Source organism: Demequina pelophila (assembly GCF_000971175.1).
In the GTDB taxonomy this organism is placed as follows: domain Bacteria; phylum Actinomycetota; class Actinomycetes; order Actinomycetales; family Demequinaceae; genus Demequina; species Demequina pelophila.
In genome coordinates this window covers 126,188-147,828 of the sequence record NZ_BBLY01000007.1, presented here as the reverse complement: position 1 = coordinate 147,828, position 21,641 = coordinate 126,188, and the positions used below count along the sequence as shown (strand labels likewise).

At 72.6% G+C, this 21,641-nt stretch carries 22 protein-coding genes and 1 pseudogene; 18 read left to right on the top strand and 5 right to left on the bottom strand.

Annotation, left to right across the window (positions count from 1 at the left end; genetic code table 11):
• Positions 1-2 precede the first annotated feature (2 nt).
• The 8 genes from AOM03_RS11180 (at position 3) to AOM03_RS11145 (ending at position 8,254) form a co-directional block, all read left to right on the top strand.
• Positions 3-824 carry a TlyA family RNA methyltransferase gene (locus AOM03_RS11180; RefSeq protein ID WP_062381372.1) on the top strand — a complete coding sequence of 274 codons (822 nt, stop codon included), beginning with the start codon at positions 3-5 and terminating at the stop codon, positions 822-824.
• Positions 821-1,684: an NAD kinase gene (locus tag AOM03_RS11175; protein WP_062381370.1), complete on the top strand. Its 864-nt coding sequence runs from the start codon at positions 821-823 to the stop codon at positions 1,682-1,684. Before AOM03_RS11180 ends, AOM03_RS11175 begins: the two co-directional genes overlap by 4 nt.
• Before the next feature lie 2 nt (positions 1,685-1,686).
• Entirely contained in the window at positions 1,687-3,369 is a 1,683-nt protein-coding gene (gene recN, locus AOM03_RS11170; protein ID WP_062381368.1) for a DNA repair protein RecN, read from the top strand.
• 5 nt (positions 3,370-3,374) lie between these two features.
• Positions 3,375-4,499, top strand: a complete 1,125-nt coding sequence (gene steA, locus AOM03_RS12835) for a putative cytokinetic ring protein SteA (RefSeq protein WP_062381366.1) — start codon at positions 3,375-3,377, stop codon at positions 4,497-4,499.
• Positions 4,496-5,401 (top strand): copper transporter, encoded by a 906-nt coding sequence (locus AOM03_RS11160; RefSeq protein WP_062381364.1) that lies wholly within the window; start codon positions 4,496-4,498, stop codon positions 5,399-5,401. Before steA ends, AOM03_RS11160 begins: the two co-directional genes overlap by 4 nt.
• Positions 5,402-5,415: 14 nt before the next feature.
• The gene (gene pyrG / locus AOM03_RS11155) at positions 5,416-7,143 is read left to right on the top strand and encodes a CTP synthase (protein ID WP_082092362.1); all 1,728 of its coding nucleotides are present in this window, start codon (positions 5,416-5,418) and stop codon (positions 7,141-7,143) included.
• The gene (locus AOM03_RS11150) at positions 7,140-7,796 is read left to right on the top strand and encodes an NUDIX domain-containing protein (RefSeq protein WP_062381362.1); all 657 of its coding nucleotides are present in this window, start codon (positions 7,140-7,142) and stop codon (positions 7,794-7,796) included. The genes pyrG and AOM03_RS11150 overlap by 4 nt, the downstream gene beginning before the upstream one ends.
• Before the next feature lie 104 nt (positions 7,797-7,900).
• Positions 7,901-8,254: a hypothetical protein gene (locus AOM03_RS11145; protein ID WP_062381361.1), complete on the top strand. Its 354-nt coding sequence runs from the start codon at positions 7,901-7,903 to the stop codon at positions 8,252-8,254.
• 13 nt (positions 8,255-8,267) lie between these two features.
• Here the strand turns inward: AOM03_RS11145 and ilvA are convergent, their stop codons facing one another.
• Together ilvA and AOM03_RS11135 are read right to left on the bottom strand one after the other, a co-directional pair.
• Complete coding sequence (gene ilvA / locus AOM03_RS11140; protein ID WP_062381359.1) at positions 8,268-9,497, bottom strand: threonine ammonia-lyase; 1,230 nt, start codon at positions 9,495-9,497, stop codon at positions 8,268-8,270.
• Positions 9,494-10,411 carry a COX15/CtaA family protein gene (locus AOM03_RS11135; protein WP_162197282.1) on the bottom strand — a complete coding sequence of 306 codons (918 nt, stop codon included), beginning with the start codon at positions 10,409-10,411 and terminating at the stop codon, positions 9,494-9,496. The genes ilvA and AOM03_RS11135 overlap by 4 nt, the downstream gene beginning before the upstream one ends.
• Before the next feature lie 294 nt (positions 10,412-10,705).
• On the opposite strand from AOM03_RS11135, the gene AOM03_RS11130 reads away from it, so the two are divergent.
• The 10 genes and pseudogenes from AOM03_RS11130 (at position 10,706) to AOM03_RS11090 (ending at position 17,978) form a co-directional block, all read left to right on the top strand.
• Positions 10,706-11,356: a helix-turn-helix transcriptional regulator gene (locus AOM03_RS11130; RefSeq protein WP_062381356.1), complete on the top strand. Its 651-nt coding sequence runs from the start codon at positions 10,706-10,708 to the stop codon at positions 11,354-11,356.
• A 2-nt stretch (positions 11,357-11,358) separates the two neighbouring features.
• On the top strand, positions 11,359-12,783 hold the full coding sequence (gene sufB / locus AOM03_RS11125) for a Fe-S cluster assembly protein SufB (RefSeq protein WP_062381354.1): 1,425 nt from the start codon (positions 11,359-11,361) through the stop codon (positions 12,781-12,783).
• The gene (sufD, locus tag AOM03_RS11120; protein WP_062381352.1) at positions 12,780-13,988 is read left to right on the top strand and encodes a Fe-S cluster assembly protein SufD; all 1,209 of its coding nucleotides are present in this window, start codon (positions 12,780-12,782) and stop codon (positions 13,986-13,988) included. The genes sufB and sufD overlap by 4 nt, the downstream gene beginning before the upstream one ends.
• Entirely contained in the window at positions 13,981-14,331 is a 351-nt protein-coding gene (locus AOM03_RS11115; RefSeq protein ID WP_062381350.1) for a Rieske (2Fe-2S) protein, read from the top strand. The genes sufD and AOM03_RS11115 overlap by 8 nt, the downstream gene beginning before the upstream one ends.
• Positions 14,328-15,098 (top strand): Fe-S cluster assembly ATPase SufC, encoded by a 771-nt coding sequence (sufC, locus tag AOM03_RS11110; RefSeq protein WP_062381347.1) that lies wholly within the window; start codon positions 14,328-14,330, stop codon positions 15,096-15,098. The genes AOM03_RS11115 and sufC overlap by 4 nt, the downstream gene beginning before the upstream one ends.
• A 4-nt stretch (positions 15,099-15,102) precedes the next feature.
• Positions 15,103-16,374 carry a SufS family cysteine desulfurase gene (locus tag AOM03_RS11105; protein ID WP_062381345.1) on the top strand — a complete coding sequence of 424 codons (1,272 nt, stop codon included), beginning with the start codon at positions 15,103-15,105 and terminating at the stop codon, positions 16,372-16,374.
• Positions 16,371-16,856, top strand: coding sequence for a Fe-S cluster assembly sulfur transfer protein SufU (sufU, locus tag AOM03_RS11100; RefSeq protein ID WP_062381343.1), 486 nt, complete (start codon positions 16,371-16,373; stop codon positions 16,854-16,856). Before AOM03_RS11105 ends, sufU begins: the two co-directional genes overlap by 4 nt.
• Complete coding sequence (locus AOM03_RS11095; protein ID WP_062381339.1) at positions 16,853-17,179, top strand: metal-sulfur cluster assembly factor; 327 nt, start codon at positions 16,853-16,855, stop codon at positions 17,177-17,179. The genes sufU and AOM03_RS11095 overlap by 4 nt, the downstream gene beginning before the upstream one ends.
• A 6-nt stretch (positions 17,180-17,185) precedes the next feature.
• Positions 17,186-17,341, top strand: a pseudogene (locus AOM03_RS13155) (DUF1697 domain-containing protein); the annotation flags it as partial.
• 160 nt (positions 17,342-17,501) lie between these two features.
• Complete coding sequence (locus AOM03_RS11090) at positions 17,502-17,978, top strand: acyl-CoA thioesterase (protein ID WP_062381337.1); 477 nt, start codon at positions 17,502-17,504, stop codon at positions 17,976-17,978.
• A gap of 92 nt (positions 17,979-18,070) precedes the next feature.
• Here the strand turns inward: AOM03_RS11090 and AOM03_RS11085 are convergent, their stop codons facing one another.
• The 3 genes from AOM03_RS11085 to AOM03_RS11075 form a co-directional block, all read right to left on the bottom strand.
• Positions 18,071-18,961, bottom strand: coding sequence for a glycine betaine ABC transporter substrate-binding protein (locus tag AOM03_RS11085; RefSeq protein WP_062381335.1), 891 nt, complete (start codon positions 18,959-18,961; stop codon positions 18,071-18,073).
• Positions 18,962-19,065: 104 nt separating this feature from the next.
• Positions 19,066-19,998, bottom strand: coding sequence for an ABC transporter permease (locus tag AOM03_RS11080; RefSeq protein ID WP_082092361.1), 933 nt, complete (start codon positions 19,996-19,998; stop codon positions 19,066-19,068).
• Positions 19,995-21,290, bottom strand: coding sequence for a quaternary amine ABC transporter ATP-binding protein (locus tag AOM03_RS11075; RefSeq protein ID WP_062381332.1), 1,296 nt, complete (start codon positions 21,288-21,290; stop codon positions 19,995-19,997). Before AOM03_RS11075 ends, AOM03_RS11080 begins: the two co-directional genes overlap by 4 nt.
• Between the last annotated feature and the right edge of the window lie 351 nt (positions 21,291-21,641).

The window sequence follows — 21,641 nt, the reverse complement described above, 5'->3', positions numbered from 1 at the left end:
GCATGAGACTCGACCGCGCGCTCGTCGCGCGCGGGCTCGCCCGCTCGCGCACGCACGCCCAGCAGCTGCTCGCGCGCCACCTGGTCACGGTCAACGGCCGCGCCGTCGACAAGGCCTCGCTCGAGACCGGGGACGATGCACGGGTCGAGGTGGCCTCCGAGGGCACCGACTACGTGTCCCGGGCCGCGCACAAGCTCCTGGGCGCGCTCGACGCCTGCCCCGAGATCGCGGTCGAGGGCCGGCTCGCGCTCGACGTGGGCGCCTCGACCGGAGGCTTCACCCAGGTGCTGCTCGAGCGCGGCGCCGCGCGCGTGCACGCGATCGACGTGGGCCACGGCCAGCTCAGCCCGCAGGTCGCCGCGGACCCGCGCGTGCGCGTCCGCGAGGGCCTCAACGCGCGCGAGCTCACCCCCGCGGACCTGGGCGGCGACCGGCCCGACCTGGTGGTCGCGGACGTGTCCTTCATCTCCCTCACGCTGCTCGTGAGGCCCCTCGTGTCGACCCTCGCGGACACCGCCGACCTGCTGCTCATGGTCAAGCCCCAGTTCGAGGTGGGGCGCGAGCGCCTGGGCCGCGGCGGCGTGGTGACCGACGCCGACGATCGGGCCCGCGCGGTGGCGACCGTCGCATCGTCCCTTGTCCAGGAGGGTGTCGCGATCCACCGGATCGCTGCCTCCCCGCTGCCCGGCCCGCATGGCAACGTCGAGTTCTTCGTGTGGGGCTCGCGCGCATGGCAGGCTAAGGGCCACGGCGCCCGGCCGCGCCCGCTCGACGAGGCGGAGGTCCGGGCGGCCATCGCCGAGCAGACGGGAGGGACGCCATGACGCGGCGCATCCTCGTCGTGGCGAACCCGCATCGCGACGAGACGCTCGAGGCCGCGCGCCTGGTCGCCGACACCCTGGGCGACGCCGTCGTGGACGTGTGCACGGAGCTCGATCGCATGCCGGCGGGGCCGGCCGAGGCCGCCCTGGTGCTGGGCGGCGACGGGACCATGCTTCACGCGGCCGCGATGACGCGCGGCACCGGCATCCCGCTCCTGGGCGTCAACCTGGGGCGCGTGGGCTTCCTCGCCGAGCTCGAGCGCGACGACGTGGTGCACGCCGCGCGGCGCCTGGCCGACGGCGACTTCGACATCGAGGAACGCGGCACCCTCGACGTCGTGGTGACCGCTCCCGACGGCACGACCACGCACGGCTGGGCGCTCAACGAGGCGACCGTCGAGCGCGCCAACCTGCGCACCACCGTGGAGGTCGCGCTCGACATCGACGACCACCCTCTGTCCACCTTCGGCTGCGACGGCGTGGTGGTGGCGACCGCGACCGGCTCGACCGCGCACGCGTTCAGCGCCGGCGGCCCCGTGCTGTGGCCGGAGGTCGACGCGGTGCTGGTGGTCCCGCTCGCCGCGCACGCGCTGTTCTCCCGGCCGCTGGTGGTCGGGCCCACGTCGCGCGTGTCGATCGAGATCCTCGAGCGGTCCTCGAGCGACGGCCAGGTGGTGCTCGACGGCGCCCGCGCGATCGACCTGCCGCGCGGCGGCCGCTGCGAGGTGCGCCGCGGTACCCAGCCCGTGCGGCTGGCGCGCATGAACGACGCCCCCTTCTCGGAGCGCCTGGTGCGCAAGTTCTCGCTGCCGGTCGACGGCTTCCGCGGCACGCGCCGCGACCGCTGGAACCCGGAGATCTAGGCATGCTCGACGAGCTCAGCATCGAGAACCTGGGCGTCATCGAGGCCGCGCGCCTGCCGCTGCGCGCCGGGCTCACCGTGGTCACGGGCGAGACGGGCGCGGGCAAGACCATGGTGCTCACGGGCCTCGGGCTCATCCTGGGCGCCAAGGCCGTCCCGGGCACCATCCGCGGCGACGCCGAGGAGGCCGTGGTCGAGGCCGTGCTCGGGGTGGCGGGGGACGATGCGCTGGCCCTGGTCGAGGACGCGGGCGGCCGCCTCTCGGACGGCGGGGAGATCATCGTCACCCGCACGGTGGGGCGCGCGCGATCCCGCGCGACCCTGGGTGGGCGCACGGTGCCGCAGGCGCTGCTGAGCGACCTCGCCGAGCACCTGGTGACCGTCCACGGCCAGGCCGATCAGGGACGCCTGCGGTCCGCCGCGCGCCAGCGCGACCTGCTTGACGAGTACGCGGGCGAGGAGCACCGGGCGCTGCTGGCCGGGTACCGCGAGGCGTGGGCGGCGTGGACCGCCGCGACCCGCGAGCTCGAGAGGATGCGCGACGGCGCGGAGGCCGAGCGCGCCGAGGCGCGCCGCCTGCGCGACGACCTGCGCGCGATCGAGGAGGTCGAGCCCGTCGAGGGCGAGGACGAGGCCGTCGCGGCGGAGGCGCGCGCGCTCGAGAACGTCGAGGCCGTGCGCATGGGCGTTCACGGCGCGCACGAGGCGCTCGCGGGGGACGCCGAGCTGACCGCGGCGGCGGCCCTCGAGGCGGCACGCCGGGGGATCGGGGAGGCGGCCCGCCACGACGAGTCCCTCTCCGAGCTCGAGACCCGCGCCGCCGAGCTCGCGTACCTCGCCTCCGACCTCGCCTCGGACCTGCTGCGCCGGCTCGACGACCTCGAGGCGGATCCGGCCCGCCTCGACGCGGTCCACCGCCGTCGCTCGGCTCTGAACGGCCTGCTGCGACGCCTGGGCACCGACCTGCCCGGCGCGCTCGAGTACTGGGAGCGCGCGCAGGAGCGGGTGGCGGCCGACGACGGCTGGGACGCCCGGCTCGCCGCGCTCGAGGAGGACGAGGCCCGGCTGGGCGCGCGCGTCCGCGAGGCGGCCGAGGCCCTCACCGCATCGCGCACGACCGCCGCGACGGCGTTGGCCGCGCGCGTCGCGCAGGAGCTGCGTCTGCTCGCCATGAAGGACGCCGCCTTCGCCGTCGAGGTGACGGCCGCGGAGCCGGGGCCCACGGGCGCCGACGTGGTCGCCATGACGCTCGCCGCGCATCCCGGCGCCGAGCCCCGACCCGTCGCGCAGGCGGCCTCCGGGGGAGAGCTGTCGCGCATCATGCTCGCGCTCGAGGTGGCGCTCGCGGACCACGCCCCCGAGGGCGGCCACACCTTCGTCTTCGACGAGGTCGACGCCGGCGTGGGCGGGCGCGCCGCCGTCGCCGTGGGCCAGCGGCTCGCGGCGCTCGCGCGCACCCACCAGGTCATCGTCGTGACGCACCTGGCCCAGGTGGCCGCGCACGCCGACCACCACCTGGTGGTCGCCAAGAGCGTCGACGGAGGCACCACCCGTACCGCCGTGCGCGAGGTCGACGGCGACGCGCGCGTGGAGGAGCTCGCGCGGCTGCTGTCGGGCCACGAGGACTCCGCCACGGCGCGTGCGCACGCGCATGAGCTGTGGGAGGCCGCCCGCGTGGCACCATGAGCGGCATGACCGCCCAGACCACCTCCGCGCTGACCGGGCCCGCCCGCGTCGCGCCCACGACCGCGGCGCTCCTGCGCCGGCTGCGTCCCGGTGACGTCGCCATCATCGACGCCCTCGACCTCGACTCGCGGACCGCGCGGGCGCTCGCCGCGCATCGTCCCGCGGCCGTCGTCAACGCCCGCGCGTCCGTCTCCGGACGCTTCCCCTCGACCGGGGCGCGCACGCTCCTCGAGGCCGGCATCCCGCTGATCGACGCGGCGGGGCACGACGTGCTCGGCGTGCGCGACGGCGCCGCCGTCGAGATCGTCGACGGCACGGTGCGCATCGACGGCGCGGATGTCGCGACGGGCATGCGCCTCACCCGCGAGGCCGCCGAGGACCGCATGCGCGAGGCCGCGTCCGACCTCCACGTCCACGTCGCATCGTTCACCGCGAACGCCCTCGCCGTGCTCGAACGGGACGCCGACCTGCTGCTCGACGGCGTGGGCCTGCCCTCGTTGCGCGTGCCCGTGCTCGGGCGCGCGGTCGTCATCGTGACCCCGCGCGCCGGCGAGCCCGACCGCGCGCTGCGACGCTTCGTGCGCGAGCGCCGGCCCATCGTCATCGGCGTGGGCGAGGGCGCGGACATCGCGCGGGCCGCGGGCATCTCGCCGCGGATCATCGTCGGCGACGTCGAGGCGCTCGGCGAGGAGACGCTGCGGCGCGCCACCCAGGTGATCGTCCACGACCCCGAGGGCGCCGAGGCGGGCCTCGCGCGCGCCCAGGCGATCGGGCTCACGCACGACGTCGCGGACGCCTCGCTCGCGAGCGAGGACCTCGCCGTGCTCGCGGCCTACGCGGGCGGCGCGTCCGTCATCGTCGTCGCGGGCGGCCGCGAGGGCCTGCTCGACTTCGTCGAGGACCGCTCGACCACCGCCGGCGCCGCGCTGCTCACGCGGCTGCGCGCGGCGGGCGTCGTGGTCGACGGCGCCGTCCTGCCGCACGTCTACCGCCACCGCTACAGCGGATGGACGGTGGGCACCGCGCTCACGCTCGCCACGGGCGCGCTGGGCCTCGCGCTGTGGGGCACCCCCGAGGTGCGCGACGCCCTCGTCGACGGCTGGAGCTGGCTGACGGGGCTGCTCGGATGAGCGATCGCCGCGCGCTCGCCCTGGGCGGCGCGGTGGGCATCGCCGCGCTCGCGTTCGGGGTGCTGCTGGGCTCGGGTCCGCTGCGCACCTCGCTCCTGGGCGGCTCCTCCGACACCATCGCGGGGCTCCAGGCGGACCTCGACGCGGCCACGGCCGCCGGGGACGCCGCGCAGGCCGCGGCCGACGCCTCCGAGGGCTACCTCGACGGCGTCGCGCCGTACCTGCTGTCCGGCGTGCTGACCGACCGGCGCGTCGCGCTCGTGACCGGACCCGACGCGCCCGCCGACGACGCGATGCGCGCCGGGCTCGAGGCGCGCATCGTCGACGCCTGGGGCGAGCTCGCCGGGGTCGTCTCGATGAGCGCCGAGTGGAGCGACACCGCGACGGCGCCGTTCCGCGAGGCGCTCGCCGGGCAGGTGGCCGGATCTCTCGTGGGAGTGGACGATGCGACGGCCACCGCCGTGCTCGCGCACGCCTTCGTGCAGGGGGCCACGGGCGCGGCGCCCACGGGCGCCGACCGGGCCGACGTCGACGCCGCCGGCACGGATCGCGGCGCGGTGGTCTGGGACCTGCTCGCGCAGGCGGACCTGGTCGCGGGGGAGTCGCTCAGCGCGGTCGACGCGGTCGTGGTGGTCGCCGACGGGTCCGAGGCGCTCGGCTCGGTGGTCGAGGCGCTGGTCGCGTACGACGCGCCGGTGACGGTCGTGGGGGCCGCCGCGGATGTGGCGGACTACCAGGACAGGGACGATCTGGCGACGGTCGCCGGCGACGCGCTGGTGGCGCCCATCTCCGGCGCCGCGACGGTCGCGGAGACGCTCGCCGGAGCGCTGCCGCACTACCGTGACGGCGATGTTCCTGCCCGACTGGGGACCTCCGACGCCGCGTCGGGGACCGTCGGCTGATAGAGTCGAAGCCCGTGGAGCGAACGCGATTCTCGTCCGGTACGGACGCTATTACCAAGCACATCTTCGTCACCGGAGGCGTGGTCTCCTCCCTCGGGAAGGGCCTGACGGCGTCCAGCCTCGGCCGCCTCCTGCGGTCCCGTGGACTGCGGGTCACCATGCAGAAGCTCGACCCGTACCTCAACGTGGACCCGGGCACCATGAACCCGTTCCAGCACGGCGAGGTCTTCGTGACCGACGACGGCGCGGAGACGGACCTGGACATCGGCCACTACGAGCGCTTCCTCGACGTGGAGCTCTCGGCGGCCTCGAACGTCACCACCGGCCAGGTGTACTCGCAGGTGATCGCCAAGGAGCGCCGCGGCGAGTACCTGGGCGACACCGTCCAGGTGATCCCGCACATCACCGACGAGATCAAGCGCCGCATGCGCGCGCAGGCCGGCCCGTCCGTCGACGTCATCATCACGGAGATCGGCGGCACGGTGGGCGACATCGAGTCGCAGCCGTTCCTCGAGGCCGCCCGCCAGGTGCGCCACGACGTGGGCCGCGACCACGTGTTCTTCCTGCACGTCTCGCTCGTGCCGTTCATCGGCCCCTCGGGCGAGCAGAAGACCAAGCCCACCCAGCACTCGGTCGCCGCGCTGCGCTCGATCGGCATCCAGCCCGACGCCCTGGTGCTGCGCTCGGACCGGGTGGTCCCCGCATCGGTCAAGAACAAGGTCGCGCTCATGTGCGACGTCGACGCGGCCGCCGTGGTCAACGCCGTCGACGCGCCGAGCATCTACGACATCCCCAAGGTGCTGCACGCGGAGGGCCTCGACGCCTACGTGGTGCGCCGCCTCGACCTGCCCTTCCACGACGTCGAGTGGGGCGCATGGAACGACGTCCTCCAGCGCGTCCACAAGCCCTCGCACGAGGTCGAGGTCGCGCTCGTGGGCAAGTACATCGACCTCCCCGACGCCTACCTGTCGGTGAGCGAGGCGCTGCGCGCCGGCGGCTTCCACCACAACGCCAAGGTGCGCATCCGCTGGGTCGCGTCCGACCGCTGCCAGACCCCCGAGGGCGCCCAGGAGGCGCTCGGCGGCGTCGACTGCGTCCTGGTCCCGGGTGGCTTCGGCGTGCGCGGCGTCGACGGCAAGATCGGCGCGCTGCGCTGGGCGCGCGAGAAGCACGTCCCCACGCTGGGCATCTGCCTGGGCATGCAGACCATGGTGATGGAGTACGCGCGCAACGTGCTGGGCCTCGAGGGCGCCTCGAGCTCCGAGTTCGACGCGGACACCCCGCACCCCGTGGTCGCCACCATGGAGGAGCAGCTCGAGATCGTCGAGGGCAAGGGCGACCTGGGCGGCACGATGCGCCTGGGCGAGTACCCCGCGGTCCTCAAGGCCGGCTCCGTGGTCGCCTCCACGTACGGCAAGTCCACCGTGGGCGAGCGCCACCGCCACCGCTACGAGGTGAACAACGCGTACCGCGCGCAGCTCGAGGAGGCGGGCTTGGTGGTCTCGGGCGAGAGCCCCGACCGCTCGCTCGTCGAGTTCGTCGAGCTCCCCGCGGACGTGCACCCGTACTACGTGGCCACCCAGGCGCACCCCGAGTTCCTGTCGCGTCCCACCAAGGCGCACCCGCTGTTCGCGGGCCTGATCGGCGCGGCGATCGCGGCGCAGGACGGTTCCACGCCGGGCGGCGCCGCGCAGGGCGGCTCCGCGCAGGCGGCGCAGGCCGACTCGGTCGCAACCGCGTGACGCTCGAGGCCGACGGCCTGCCCACCGACCGGGCAGCGTCGCGTCCGATCCTCGCGCGCGAGGAGTGCTTCGCGGGCCGCGTCTGGAACGTCGTCAGCGACCAGGTGGACCTCGAGCACGCCCGCGTGACGCGCGACTTCGTGCAGCACACCGGCGCCGTGGGGATCCTGGTGCTCGACGAGCTCGAGCGCCTGTACCTGGTGCGTCAGTACCGTCACCCCGTGGGGGGCGAGTGCTGGGAGCCGCCGGCCGGCCTGCTCGACGTCGCCGACGAGGACCCCGTCGAGGCCGCGGCCCGCGAGCTCCACGAGGAGGCGGACCTCACCGCCGCCACATGGCACACGCTCACCGACTACTTCCCGTCCGCGGGCGGCAGCTCGGAGAGCGTCCGGCTCTTCCTGGCGCGCGACGTCTCGCCGGTGCCGGAGGCCGAGCGGCACGTGCGCTCCGAGGAGGAGCGCGACATGGAGGGGGCCTGGGTGCCTCTCGACCAGGTGCTCGACGCGATCGCGGACGGCCGCGTCCATGCGTCGTCGATCGTCATCGGCGCGCTGGCCCTGGACCGCGCGCGCCGGTCCGGGTGGTCCACGCTGCGTCCCGCGGACGCGCCGTGGATGCTCGCGCCGGCGGACCGTCGTCGGAGCGCCGTTTAGGGTCTCTGAGGCCACGGCCGCGCGCGGTGGGCGTACGTCCGGCTTCTATTGCGGATCGCGCGGGCCGGGCCTAGCGTGATGACGGTCCGAACAGGGGGGATCCGATGGCGGACTACACGGGCAAGGCGCAGTTTTTCGCGGCCTTCAGGTGTCCTGAGGAGCATGAGGCCGAGGGCGACCGGATCTTCGCGTCCCACGTTGCGTGGATGGAGCGCACACATCCGCGGGAGGGTGACCTGGCGCTGCTGCAGTACATGGTGTCCAAGAGCCACGATGGTCAGGGCAACGTGCAGTTCCTGCTCGCCGAGGTGTACGAGACCGCGGCGGGGGTCGAGAACCACAGCCGTCTCGCGCACGCGGACGAGCAGGACTCGAACCTGCCCGCGCTCCTCGCGTTCCGTGAGAAGTGCGAGACGATCGGCTGGGGCTCCGCCGACGTCGTGCACTCGCTCTGGTAGGTGGGCGCTCCGCTCAGTCGCCCGCGACCGCGGGGGAGAAGCCGGCCGCGCGCAGCGCCTCGAGCACCTGACCCTGGTGGTTGGGGCCGCGGGTCTCGACGCTCACCTGGAGCACCACGTCGTTGAGCGCGAGGCCCAGGTCGTGGCGGGTGTGCAGCACCTCGATGACGTTCGCGCCCACCGACGCGAGCAGCTCCGAGACCCGCGCGAGCTGGCCCGGCCGGTCCGGCAGCGGGATCCGCAGCGTCATGTAGCGGCCCGAGGCGACCAGGCCGTGGGCGACGATGCGCTGGAGCAGCATCGGGTCGATGTTCCCGCCGGAGACGAGCGCGACCGTGGGTCCGGTCGGCTCGATCAGGCCGGCCAGGATGGCGGCCACGGGCACGGCGCCCGCGGGCTCGACCACGAGCTTGGTGCGCTCGAGCAGCGTGAGCACCGCGCGCGCGAGGTCGTCCTCGCTGACCGTCACCACCTCGTCGACCAGCTCGCGCACGATCGGGAAGGTGTGCTCGCCGGGCCGCACGACGGCGATGCCGTCGGCGATGGTGGGGGAGCGGTCGATGGTGACGGGGTGGCCCGCCGCGAGCGACGGCGGGAACGCCGCGGTGGCCGCGGCCTGGACGCCGACGATGCGCATCGGCCGCCCCTCCCGCGCCGCGCGCTCCTTGGCGGCCACCGCCACGCCGGAGATGAGCCCGCCGCCCCCGATGGGGACGATGATCGTGTCCGCGTCGGGCACCTCGTCGAGGATCTCGAGGCCGATGGTGCCCTGGCCCGCGATCACGTCGGGGTGGTCGAACGGGTGGATCATCACCGCGCCGGTGCGCTCGGCATGCGCGGCGGCCAGCGCGAGGCACTCCTCGACCGTGGCGCCGTCGGTATTGACCGTGGCGCCGTAGCCCTTGGTGGCGAGCAGCTTGGGCACGGGCGCGCCCAGCGGCATGAAGATGGTGGCGTCGAGTCCCAGCTGCTGGGCGGCGAAGGCCACGCCCTGGGCGTGGTTTCCGGCCGATGCGGCGACCACCCCGCGTGCCCGCTCCTCCGGGGTGAGGCGGGAGAGCCGGTAGGTGGCGCCGCGGAGCTTGAACGAGCCGGTGCGCTGGAGGTTCTCCAGCTTCATGTAGGTGGGCACGCCCAGCACCTCGGACAGGTACGACGCATGGTCCACGGGGGTGCGCTGCGCCACCCCGGCCAGCACCCGGGCCGCCTGCTCGACGTGCGCGAGCGTGACCTCGCGGGTCATGCGGCGGTCCGCTCCGCCCGCGTGAGGTAGTGGAAGGCGGCGTGCGCGCCCGTGAGCGCCGCGGCGCCGGCGAGGTGCAGGCCCACGAGCAGCTCGGGAAGGTCGAGGAAGAACTGCGTGTAGCCGATCACGCCCTGCGCGGCCGTCACCGCGGCCAGCACCAGCCAGGCCTTGCGGACCTCGTCGCGGCCGCCCGCGGAGACGTCCCGGCGCAGGCGCCACACCAGCGCGGCGAACACGATCACGAAGGCCCACACGGTGAGCGCGTGGATGCGCGCGACCGCGACCGGGTCGAGCGCGAGGCGCTCGGTGGCCTCGGCGTCGCCCGAGTGAGGCCCGGCGCCGGTGGTGAGCACGCCCAGCACCAGCAGCCCCGCGAGCAGGACGGTGAGGGTGCGACGATGCCAGGGCATGGGCGCACCCGCGCGGCGGGGCGCGTCGCGGAAGCGCAGGGCAAGCCACACCGCGTTCCACACCAGCAGGGTGGACAGCAGGAAGTGCGGCGCGACGACCAGCGGGTGCAGCTCGACCAGGACGGTGATGCCGCCCACGACCGCCTGGCCCACCACGCCCAGCAGCGGCACCAGGCCCCACCACTTGAGCTCGGGGCGGGCGCGCCACACGGCGACGGCGAGCGCCACGGCGATGATGAGCAGCACGAACGTGAGCGTCCGGTTGCCGAACTCGATGAACGGGTGCAGGCCCGCCTCGGCGTGGAACTCGGGCGTGAACCGGCCCGGCTCGCACTCGGGCCACGTCGAGCAGCCCAGCCCCGACCCCGTGAGCCGCACCGCGCCGCCGGTGACGATGATGCCGCCCTGGGCGAGGATGTTCGCGAGCGTGAGCCCGCGCGCATGGCGGCCCAGGAAACCGGTGACGGAGCGGACGGGGGACGTGTCGGCGACGGTGCTCACGGCCACATCCTAGAACCGGGCGAGGACCGCCCCCGTCCACGTCACCTCTCCACACACGCCCGCCCGAAGCCGCCGCGAAAATGCTGATATCCGCGCGACACGCCGACGACACGCCGCCCGGTGTGTGGAGCCGCGCATTTTCTGTGTGGAGGGGTGACGGGGCGGCGGGCCTCCGGGTTAGGTCCGCCTTGCTTGCGGCGGAATAATTCGGCAACGAGAATGTTGTGCAATCGCGACACCGGGCGTCCCCGCGCCCCGGTGCGGTCCCCAGCCTCGCGAGCCAAAGGAGCAGTCATGTCCGTCGACACCACGCGCGACCGCGTGCTGTCCCTCATCGCGACCGCCGGACCGATCACCGCCGCGGCGCTGGCGGAGGAGCTCGGCGTGACCGCGGCGGGCGTCCGCCGCCACCTCACGCAGCTCATTGACGACGGCCACATCGCCGAGCACGAGCCCCCGGGCGTCCACGTGCGCGGCCGCGGCCGTCCCGCCCGGTCCTTCGTGGTCACGGGGGACGGGCAGAGCTCCCTCCCGACCGCCTACCGCTCCGTCGCGGCCGACGCGATGGACTTCCTGCGCGACCGCGGCGGGCTCGACGAGTTCGTCGAGTCCAAGGCCCGGGAGCTCGAGACCTCCCTGCGCGCGTCGATCGACCCGCAGGACCCCATGGACCGCAAGGTCGCCGCGCTCGCGGAGGCGCTTGGCGCCCAGGGCTTCGCCGCCTCGGTCCGTCCCGGACCGGGCGGCATCACCGTCCAGCTGTGCCAGGGCCACTGCCCGGTGCAGGAGCTGGCGGACCGCACACCGGAGTGGTGCGAGGCCGAGACCCGGGCGTTCGCCCGGCTGCTCGACGTCCACGTGCAGCGCCTGTCGACCATGGCCGGCGGCGCGCACGTGTGCACGACCACCATCCCGCTCACCACCCCGACCCGTAAGGAAGGATGAGCATGAGTGCTCCCACCGAGATGACGCAGGACGAGGCGATCGCCTCGATCGGCAACTACCAGTTCGGCTGGCACGACAAGGACGACGCCGGCGCGCTCGCGAAGCGCGGCCTCAACGAGGACGTGGTGCGCGAGATCTCGGCGCTGAAGGACGAGCCCGAGTGGATGCTGAACATGCGTCTCAAGGGCCACCGCCTGTTCGGCAAGAAGCCGCTGCCGCACTGGGGCTCGGACCTCACCGGCATCGACTTCGACAACATCAAGTACTTTGTGCGCTCCACCGAGCGCCAGGCGGCCAGCTGGGAGGACCTCCCCGAGGACATCAAGAACACGTACGACAAGCTGGGCATCCCGGAGGCGGAGAAGCAGCGCCTCGTCGCGGGCGTGGCCGCGCAGTACGAGTCCGAGGTGGTCTACCACCAGATCCGCGAGGACCTCGAGCAGCAGGGCGTGATCTTCCTCGACACGGACACCGCGCTCAAGGAGCACCCGGAGCTGTTCGAGGAGTACTTCGGCACCGTCATCCCCCCGGGCGACAACAAGTTCGCGGCGCTCAACACGGCCGTGTGGTCGGGCGGCTCGTTCGTCTACGTCCCGCCGGGCGTCCACGTGGAGATCCCGCTCCAGGCCTACTTCCGCATCAACACGGAGAACATGGGCCAGTTCGAGCGCACGCTGATCATCGCGGACGAGGGCTCGTACGTGCACTACGTCGAGGGCTGCACCGCGCCCATCTACAGCTCCGACTCGCTGCACTCCGCGGTGGTCGAGATCATCGTCAAGAAGAACGCCCGGGTGCGCTACACGACCATCCAGAACTGGTCGAACAACGTGTACAACCTGGTCACCAAGCGGGCCACCGCGGCCGAGGGCGCCACCATGGAGTGGGTCGACGGCAACATCGGCTCCAAGGTCACCATGAAGTACCCGGCCATCTTCCTGCTGGGCGAGCACGCCCGCGGCGAGACGCTGTCCATCGCCTTCGCGGGCGAGGGCCAGCACCAGGACGCGGGCTCCAAGATGGTGCACGCGGCCCCCAACACCTCGAGCTCGATCGTCTCCAAGTCCGTCGCGCGCGGCGGCGGCCGCACGTCCTACCGCGGCCTGGTGCAGATCCTCGAGGGCGCCAAGAACTCGAAGTCGAACGTGCTGTGCGACGCGCTGCTCGTCGACCAGATCTCCCGCTCCGACACCTACCCGTACGTCGACGTCCGCGAGGACGACGTCCACATGGGCCACGAGGCGTCCGTCTCCAAGGTGTCCGAGGACCAGCTGTTCTACCTGATGTCCCGAGGCCTCGAGGAGTCGGAGGCCATGGCCATGATCGTGCGCGGGTTCGTCGAGCCCATCGCGCGCGAGCTGCCCATGGAGTACGCGCTCGAGCTCAACCGCCTCATCGAGCTCCAGATGGAAGGATCCGTCGGTTGACCGTCACCGATCACAGCCAGGCCACCGCTGACAAGGCGCACAGCCACGGCATCATCCCCGACGCCTCGCGCGCCGACCGCCCCACGTCCTTCGACGTCGACGCCTTCCCCGTGCCCTCGGGCCGCGAGGAGAACTGGCGCTTCTCGGCCGTGCGCGACCTCAAGCCGCTGTTCGCGGACGAGCCCGTCGACGGCCACCTCGAGTGGACCGTGCCGGACCTGCCGGCCGGCGTGACGCTCGCCCAGGTCCCCGCGGACGATGCACGGGCCCGGACCGTGCGCGCCCCCGGCGACCGTGCATCGGCCCTGGCGGTCAAGCACTCCGGTGGCGCCATGGCGCTCACCGTCGCCGCGAACACCGTGGTCGACGAGCCCATCACCATCGACCTGCGCGGCACCGGCGCGGACGTGCGCGGCCACCTGCTGGTCGAGATCGGCCGCTCGGCCGAGGCGACCGTGGTGATCCGCCGCACCGGCACCGCCACGTACTCCGAGTACGTCTCCGTGGACCTCGCCGACAACGCGGGCCTCAACCTGGTGCTGCTGCAGCAGTGGGAGGACGATGCGGTGCACGCCGGAGAGGTGGTGGCCCGCCTGGGTCGCGACTCCCGCCTGCGCGGCTCCGTGGTGACGCTGGGCGGCAAGGTGGTGCGCCTCAACACGTCCGCGGCCTTCGCGGGCGAGGGCGCCTCCGTGGACCTGTTCGGCCTGTACTTCGCGGACGCGGGCCAGCACCAGGAGCACCAGCTGTTCGTCGACCACGCCGTGCCCAAGTGCACCTCGCGCGTGACCTACAAGGGCGCGCTCGCGGGCGCGACCGCGCGCACCGTGTGGATCGGCGACGTGCTCATCCGCGCGGCCGCCGAGGGCACCGACACCTACGAGCTCAACCGCAACCTGGTCCTCACGGACGGGGCGCGCGCGGACTCGGTCCCCAACCTGGAGATCGAGACCGGCGAGATCGAGGGCGCGGGCCACGCCTCCGCCACCGGCCGCTTCGACGAGGAGCAGATGTTCTACCTGCGCTCGCGCGGCATCTCCGAGGAGCAGGCCCGCAAGCTCGTGGTGCGCGGCTTCTTCGCGGACCTCATCCACGAGATCGGCGTGCCGGCCGTGGAGGAGTCGCTCCTGCGCGAGATCGAGCTCGAGCTGGAGCACGTCGAGGAGGAGCTCGAGCACGAGGCCGCGGAGACCGCCGGTGAGTGAGCAGCTCGCCTGCATGGTCGACGACCTCGAGCCGGGGACCGCGATGCTGGCCGAGCTCACGCTCGAGTCCGGCGCGGACATCCCGGTCGCCGTGGTGCGCTGCGACGACGGCGGCTTCTACGCGATCGACGACCTGTGCACCCACGGCGAGGTGTCGCTGTCCGAGGGCGAGATCGACGGCTGCATGGTCGAGTGCTGGGCCCACGGCTCGCGCTTCGACGTGCGCACCGGCGAGCCCGACGAGCTGCCCGCCATGACCCCTGTGAAGACCTACCCCACCCGCGTCGACGGCGAGCGCGTGCTCGTCGACGTCGACCGCCCCCGTACCAAGGAGAACGCATGACCACCGCGCCTGCCCACACCCTGGAGATCCGCAACCTCCACGTCACCGTCGAGACCCCCGAGGGCACCAAGGAGATCCTCAAGGGCGTCGACCTCACCATCCGCTCCGGCGAGACCCACGCCATCATGGGCCCCAACGGCTCGGGCAAGTCGACGCTGGCGTACTCGATCGCGGGCCACCCCAAGTACACGATCACCCAGGGCGAGGTCTTCCTCGACGGCGAGGACGTGCTCGAGATGAGCATCGACGAGCGCGCCAAGGCGGGCCTGTTCCTCGCGATGCAGTATCCGGTCGAGGTGCCCGGCGTCTCCGTCGCCAACTTCCTGCGCACCGCGAAGACCGCGCTCGACGGCGAGGCCCCCAAGCTGCGCACCTGGGTCAAGGACGTCAAGACGTCGATGGAGAACCTGCGCATGGACCCCGCGTTCGGCGAGCGCGGCGTCAACGAGGGCTTCTCCGGCGGCGAGAAGAAGCGCCACGAGATCCTCCAGATGGAGCTCCTGCAGCCCAAGATCGCGATCCTCGACGAGACCGACTCGGGCCTCGACGTCGACGCGCTGCGCATCGTCTCCGAGGGCGTCAACCGCGCCAAGGAGAACACGGGCCTGGGCGTCATGCTCATCACCCACTACACGCGCATCCTCAACTACATCAAGCCCGACTACGTCCACGTGTTCGTCAACGGCCGCGTGGCCGAGGAGGGCGGCCCCGAGCTCGCCGAGCGTCTCGAGGCCGAGGGCTACGACCGCTACCTCGCGTCCGCGTAATCCGATGCTCGAGAACGTCCGCGACGACTTCCCGCTCCTCGCCCGCACGGTGAGGAACGGGAGGCCGCTCGTGTACCTCGACTCGGCCGCGACCGCCCAGAAGCCGCAGGCCGTGCTCGACGCGGAGTTCGGCTTCTACCGCGAGCACTACGCCGCCGTCGCGCGCGGCGCGCACCTGCTCGCGGAGGAGGCGACCGCCGCCTACGAGGACGCGCGCGCGGACGTCGCCGAGTTCGTGGGCGCCGCGCCCGAGGAGATCGTCTGGACCTCGGGCGCGACCGCCGCGCTCAACCTGGTGGCCAACGGCATGGCCGCCGCCTCCGCGGGGCTGGGGGGCGACGCATCGTCCCCCTTCGCGCTGGGGCCGGGCGACGAGATCGTGGTCACCCAGGCCGAGCACCACGCCAACCTCATCCCGTGGCAGCAGCTCGCCACGCGCACCGGGGCCACCCTGCGGTGGATCCCGGTCGACCCCGACGGCGCGCTGGTGCTCCACGACCTGCCCACGTATATCACGGAGGCCGCGCGCGTCGTCGCGTTCACGCACGCCTCCAACGTGACCGGCCTGGTCACGGACGTCGAGCCGATCGTCCGCCGCGCCCGCGAGGTGGGCGCGCTCACCGTGCTCGACGGCTGCCAGTCGGTGCCCCACCTGCCGGTGGACGTCGCCCAGCTGGGCGTGGACTTCATGGCCTTCAGCGGGCACAAGATGCTGGGGCCGTCCGCGATCGGCGCGCTGTGGGGCCGCAAGGAGCTGCTCGACGCGCTGCCGCCGTCCGTGTACGGCGGGGGAGCGATCGCGACCGTGACCATGGAGGAGACCACCTGGCTCGAGGCGCCGATGCGCTTCGAGCCCGGGTCCCCGCCCGTCGCCCAGGCGGTGGGCATGGCCGCGGCGGCGCGGTACCTGACCGGGCTGGGCATGGACGCGGTCGCGGCGCACGAGCGCCGCATCGCCCACGTGCTGCGCTCCGGGGTCGCGGAGCTGCCCGGGGTCCGGCTCATCGGGCCCGTGGGGGACCCGGCGCAGGACGACGTCTTGGGGCTCGCCTCCGTCGCCGTCGAGGGCGTCCACCCGCACGACGTGGGCCAGGTGCTCGACGACCGCGGCATCGCCGCCCGGGTGGGCCACCACTGCGCCCAGCCCCTCCATCGTCGCCTGGGACTGGCCGGCTCCACCCGCGCGTCCACCCACGTCTATTCCACGGAGGACGACGCCCTCGCGTTCGTCGAGGCGCTCGCCTCCGTCCGTTCGTTCTTCGGAGTCACCGCATGAGCAGCCTCGAGCAGATGTACCAGCAGGTCATCATGGATCACGCCCGCCAGGGCCACGGCCGCGGCCTGGTCGAGCTCGACCTCCCCGCGACGGGGGAGTCGCACCAGGTCAACACCACGTGCGGGGACGAGGTGACCCTGCGCGTGGGCCTGTCCGGCGACACGGTCGAGTCCGTGTCGTGGGAGGGCCAGGGCTGCTCGATCTCGCAGGCTTCCATCTCCGTGCTCGCCGAGATCGTCGAGGGCGAGTCGCTCGCCACCGCCGACGAGGCGTACGAGGCGTTCCGCGCGCTCATGCAGTCCAAGGGAGTGCCGCTCGACGACGAGCGCGAGGACCTGCTGGGGGACGCGACCGCGTTCGTCGGAGTGGGCAAGTACCCTGCTCGTATCAAGTGCGCACTCCTGGGATGGGCAGCCCTGCGCGACGCCCTCATCCAGGCGCGCGCCGCACAGGCTTCGGAAGCACAAGGAGGACCGGCATGACCGACACCAAGTCGCCTGCCAATGCCGCGGACGTCGAGGAGGCGCTCCGCGACGTCATCGACCCCGAGCTGGGGATCAACGTGGTGGACCTGGGCCTCGTCTACGGCGTGGCCCTCGACGAGAACCAGCACGCCGTCATCGACATGACGCTCACGTCCGCGGCCTGCCCGCTGACCGACGTCCTCGAGGACCAGGCGTCGCAGGTGCTCTCGGGCCTGGTCGACGGGTTCCGCATCAACTGGGTGTGGATGCCGCCGTGGGGCCCGGACAAGATCACGCCCGAGGGCCGCGAGCAGTTGCGGGCGCTCGGCTTCAACGTCTGACGGGACGTGACCACCACCCACGTGGTCCTCATCCGCGCGATCAACGTGGGCGGGCGCAACAAGGTGCCCATGACGGAGCTCCGCGCCTCGCTCGAGGCCGCGGGGCTCTCGTCTGTGCGGACCTACATCCAGTCCGGCAACGGTGTACTTCCGGCGGCTCGGCGCGGAGAGGAACCGGTCGCGGATGTCGACGGTGACGAAGTCGCCCTGGTACCGCGCGATGACCATCCGCAACTGGCGCACCGCCACCGCGCTGGCGGCGATGCTGGACGAGTGACGGGGCCCTGGCCGCCGGGACGTCGGCAGCGCTAGGTTGGCCCGCATGACCCGACTCCACGTCCCGATCACGCTGCGGTGGTCGGACCTCGACGCCTACGGCCACGTCAACAATGCGGAGATGCTGCGGCTGCTCGAGGAGGCACGCATCCGTGTCTTCTGGGCCGTCGAGCACGACGACCCCGACGCGCCCGCGACGGCGCTGCTCGCCGGGGGAGTGGGCGCCGACACGATGACGCTCATCGCGGGCCAGCAGATCGAGTATCTGGCGCCGGTGCCGTACCTGCGCCGGCCCATCGACGTGCAGGTGTGGCTGGGGCGCATCGGCGGCGCGAGCGTCGAGATCTGCTACGAGGTGTGGTCGCCCGCAGGGACGCCGGACCCGGTGCTGTACGCGCGGGCGTCGACCACGCTGGTGCTGGTAGACGCCGCGACCCAGCGGCCGCGGCGGCTCGCCGACCGGGAGCGGGAGGCCTGGTCCGTGTATCTCGGGGAGCCCGTGGCCTTCCGGTCGAGGGGATAGCCCAGGGCCGGCGTCCCGGCGACGGGGGCCGGGGAGAGACGACAGGCGCCGGCCCCTGTCGGGGACCGGCGCCTTGCGAGCGGGGCGGATGACTACGCGGTGAGCGAGTCGACCCACTCCTGGTTGTCGGCGATGAACTCCGCGATCGTGGCGGCCTCGTCGTCCGAGTCGTTGAGGAGGTTCTCCAGGTCGTACAGGAGCTCCGCGGACATGGTGAACGAGGACAGCCAGGAGGCGACGTCCGGGAAGTCGGCCGCGAAGCCGGTGCGCGAGTACGTGTAGATCGACTCGGCGTCGCCCAGGGCGCCGTCCGGGTCCTCGAGGTTCTTGATGTCGTACGCGCCGTACGCCCAGTGGGGCTCCCACAGGGTGACGATGACGTTCTCGCCGTTCGCCATCGCCGCGTCGAGCTCCGCGAGCATCGCCGGGGTCGAGGAGGTCAGGAACTCCATGCCCTCGAGGCCGTACCCGGGGATCACCTTCTCGTTGAGGGCCTTGGTGAGGCCCGCGCCGGGCTCGATGCCCACGATGCGGTTGCCGAACTCGTCGGCGTTGTCGGCCAGGTCGGCGAGCGAGTCGATGGGGGAGTCCGCGTTGACGGCGACGGTCAGCGCCGCGCTGTCGAACCAGGCGCCCAGCTCCTCGATCGAGTCGCCGAACTCGTTGAGGTAGTCGGCGTGGGTGCCCGGCAGCCACACATCGGTGGTGACGTCGTAGTCGCCGTCGGACAGCGCCTGGAACACGGGCGCGGGGTCCGCGTACTCGAGGGTGACGTCGTAGCCCTTGTCCTCGAGGATGGCCTCCCACAGCAGCGACGTCGCGACGGCCTCGTCCCAGCCGTTGAAGACGCCGAAGGTGATCTCGCCCGCGGCGTCCGCGCCGGCGACGTCGTTGTCGGTCGTCTCCTCCGACGACCCGCAGCCCGCGAGAGCGAGGGCCGCCGCGGTGGACGCGGCGACGATCGCGGTCGTGTGCTTCTTCATGACACTTTCCTTTCCAGGCGTCGGGAGTCTCCCGACGCCTTTCCCACGCGGAGGTTCCGGTCCCTCCGCGCTCTGGCGGACGCCCTCAGACGCCCGCGAGGTCTTCAGCCGCGGGCGTCCGCGGTCTGGGGCTCCGACGCGGCGGGCGCGGCAGGCGCCTCGTTCGCGGAGGCCCCCATGCGCTCCCGCAGCCTCTTGATGAGGTGCAGGCCGCGCTTCTGCCCGAACGCGCCGGTGAAGCGGTCCAGGATGATCGCGAGCACCACGACGGCCATGCCGGCCTCGAAGCCCAGCGGCTTGTCGAGGGAGGACAGGGCCCGGGTGACCTCGCCTCCCAGCCCGCCGGCGCCCACGAAGCCGGCGATGACGACCATGGACAGCGACAGCATGATGATCTGGTTGACGCCCGCCATGATGGACGGCATCGCGAGCGGCAGCTGGATCTGGCGCAGGATGCGGCCGGGGGCGGCACCGAAGGCCTGGCCGGCCTCGACCACCTCCTTGTCCACGTTGCGGATGCCCAGCTCGGTGAGGCGCACGCCCGGCGCGAGCGCGAACAGCACGGTCGCGAAGATGCCGGGGGCCACGCCGATGCGGAACAGCGCGATCGCGGGGATGAGGTACACCAGCGCGGGCATCGTCTGCAGGAAGTCCATGACCGGCTTGACGATCGCCGAGACGACGTCGTTGCGCGCAGCCCAGATCCCCAGCGGGATCGACACGACCACCGCGAGGAACGCGGCGACGATCACGAGGGACAGCGAGTTCATCGCGTTGTCCCACTGGTCCACGCCCACGATGAACAGCAGCCCCAGCGCGGTGCCCAGCCCGAACTTCCAGCCGCGGGCGAACAGCGCGAGGATGGCGGCCACCACGATGACGGCCAGCGTGGGCGGCGTCGAAAACACCCAGTTCACGGCGTCGTACAGGCCCAGGAAGATGGTGCGGAGCAGGTCGAAGAACCAGGTGAGGTTGGTCTGCATCCAGGTCAGTGCATCGGTCACCCACTGACCGAAGTCGATGCGGAAGTCCATCAGCGCACCTCCTTCGCGTCGATGGCGCCCGTGTGGACGGCGGCCTCCAGGGCGCGGTCCACGACGGCGGCCGGCAGGGGATCGGGGCGGGGGGCGGCCTGCTGCGCGGCCGCGGGCTCGCCGCCCAGGGCGGCCAGCAGCGTGACGCGCGGCACGACGCCCACGAGGCGTCCCGCATCGTCCATCACGCCCAGCGGCAGGGCCGCCTCGATGGCGGGGATGAACAGGTCGGCGAGGGCCGTGTCCTTGGACACGGCGCCGTGGTCCTCGCGGACGATGCGCGTGAGGTCGCGCTCGCCGGCGCGGACGGCGGCGAGCGCGTCGCGGTCGGTCACCCAGCCGATGAGCGTGCGGTCGCGCTTGGCGACGTACATGGCGGACATCTGCTCGTCGCGCATCATCTTGAGGGCGCCGTGCGGACCCACGGTCGGGTGGATGACCGCGCGCGGCTTGCGCATGACCGACTCGGCGGTGAGCACGCGCGTGCGGTCCACGTCCTGGACGAACTGCTCGACGTAGTCGTTGGCCGGGTTCGTGAGGATGTCCTCGGGCGTGCCCACCTGGACGATGCGCCCGTCGCGCATGACGGCGATGCGGTCGCCCAGGAACATGGCCTCGTTGAGGTCATGGGTGATGAAGATGATGGTCTTGCCCAGCGTCGCCTGGAGGTCCAGCAGTTGCTCCTGCATCTCGCGGCGGATGAGCGGGTCGAGGGCGGAGAACGCCTCGTCCATGAGGAGCACGTCCGTGTCCGCGGCGAGCGCGCGGGCGAGGCCGACGCGCTGCTGCATGCCGCCCGAGAGCTGGCTGGGGAGCTTGTCCTCCCAGCCGGCGAGGCCGACGATCTCGGTGACCTCGCGGGCCTTCGCCTCGCGCTGGTCCTTGGGCATGCCCTGGATCTCGAGGCCGTAGGCGACGTTGTCGAGCACGGTCTTGTGGGGCAGCAGCGCGAAGTGCTGGAACACCATGGAGATGCGCTTGCGACGGATCGCGCGCAGCTGCTTGGCGGGGATGTGGGTGATGACGTCCTCGCCGACGGTGACGCTGCCGGCGGTCGCGTCGTGCAGGCCGTTGAGCATGCGGATGAGCGTCGACTTGCCCGAGCCGGACAGCCCCATGACGACGAAGATCTCGCCGCGCTGGACCTCGAAGGAGGCGTCGATGACGGCGGCGGTGGCGCCGCCGAGCTGGTCTCGTGGGGTGCCGGCGCGGAGCTTCTTCACCGCGTCCTCGGCGTTGCGTCCGAAGACCTTGAACAGGCCCTCGGCTTTCAGTGCGATCGTGCTGTCGTTCACATGTCCTCGTCTGCTCCTGGAGCTTCTGCTCCGGTGTGCGCGAGGGCCTCCCGGCTAGCGAGGGGACTCGCAGCCGTCGGACGGCAATCACGGGCCCGCCTGGCGGCGCCTCACGGCGTCGCTACTAACTCTCCGGCGCCCACCCTCAGAGGGGCGCGACGGAAGGCCTTCGGCTGGTCGTTGTCCGGCCGTTCTGGCGTGCGAACTGGCACGCCGCCTTGGCCGGCGCTTCGACCGTAGCAAGGTTCACCAAGAGATCGCAAACCCCGGGTGGGTGAGGTTTACCGGATTGTGACCTTTGGGGTCGGGCGATCGACAACCAGCTACCCGTGGCGCGCAGAGACCTTGCAG